Below are 981 nucleotides of genomic sequence, written 5' to 3' on the forward strand. Positions count from 1 at the left end.
GCGCTGGTGGCTATCGACGGCAGCAAGTTCAAGGCGGTCAACAATCGTGATCGCAACTTTACCAGTGCCAAACTGMAACGGCGGATGGAGGAAATMGAATCCAGCATCAGCCGTTACCTCACCGCCCTAGACACTGCCGACCGGCAGGAGCCTGCCGTGGCCCAAGCCAAGGCCGAGCGACTGCACAGCAAGATCGTGGCATTAAAAGTGAAGATGCAGGAACTCCAGGCCATCGAGAGCCAGCTCCAGACTGCCCCAGACAAGCAGATTTCACTGACCGATCCTGATGCACGCTCGATGATGACGCGCGGCACCGGGATGGTCGGTTACAACGTCCAAGCTGCGGTCGATACGAAGCATCACCTGATCGTGACGCACGAAGTCACCAACGACGGCGTCGACCGTGACCAACTGAGCAGCATGGCCATGCAGGCGCGGGAAGTGATGGCCGTGGAAGCGCTCTCGGTGGTCGCCGACCGAGGCTACTTCAAGAGCGAGGAAATCCTCGCCTGCCACGAAGCTGGCATCACCGCTTTCGTGCCCAAGACGCTGACTTCTGGAGCAACAGCGGCTGGCCGCTTTGGCAAAGGTGACTTCATCTATGACGCAGCAAGGAACGAGTACCGCTGCCCTGCTGGGCAAAGCCTGATCTGGCGCTTCTCACATGTCGAGAAAGGACTAAAGCTACACCGTTACTGGAGTTCGAACTGCCAAAGGTGTGCGTTGAAAGATCAGTGCACGCCGAGCGCACAGCGCCGGGTGAGTCGCTGGGAGCATGAGTCGGTGCTCGATGCGATGCAGACTCGCCTGGATCAGGCACCGGAGATGATGCGCATCCGCCGTCAGACGGTGGAGCATCCGTTCGGCACGTTGAAGGCCTGGATGGGCTCTACTCATTTCCTCACCCGAACGCTCGACCGGGTGAGCACCGAGATGAGCCTGCATGTGCTCGCCTACAACTTCAAACGCGTGTTGAACTTG

General features: G+C 59.1%; 1 protein-coding gene. It reads left to right on the plus strand.

Annotated elements, in window-relative coordinates; translation table 11 throughout:
* The coding region (locus tag A9513_RS09280; RefSeq protein ID WP_065327383.1) for an IS1182 family transposase at window positions 1–981 on the plus strand (981 nt) is incomplete at both ends.

Origin of the sequence: Pseudomonas sp. AU12215 (genome assembly GCF_001675465.2) — a bacterium.
Taxonomy (GTDB): Bacteria; Pseudomonadota; Gammaproteobacteria; order Pseudomonadales; family Pseudomonadaceae; genus Pseudomonas; species Pseudomonas nitroreducens.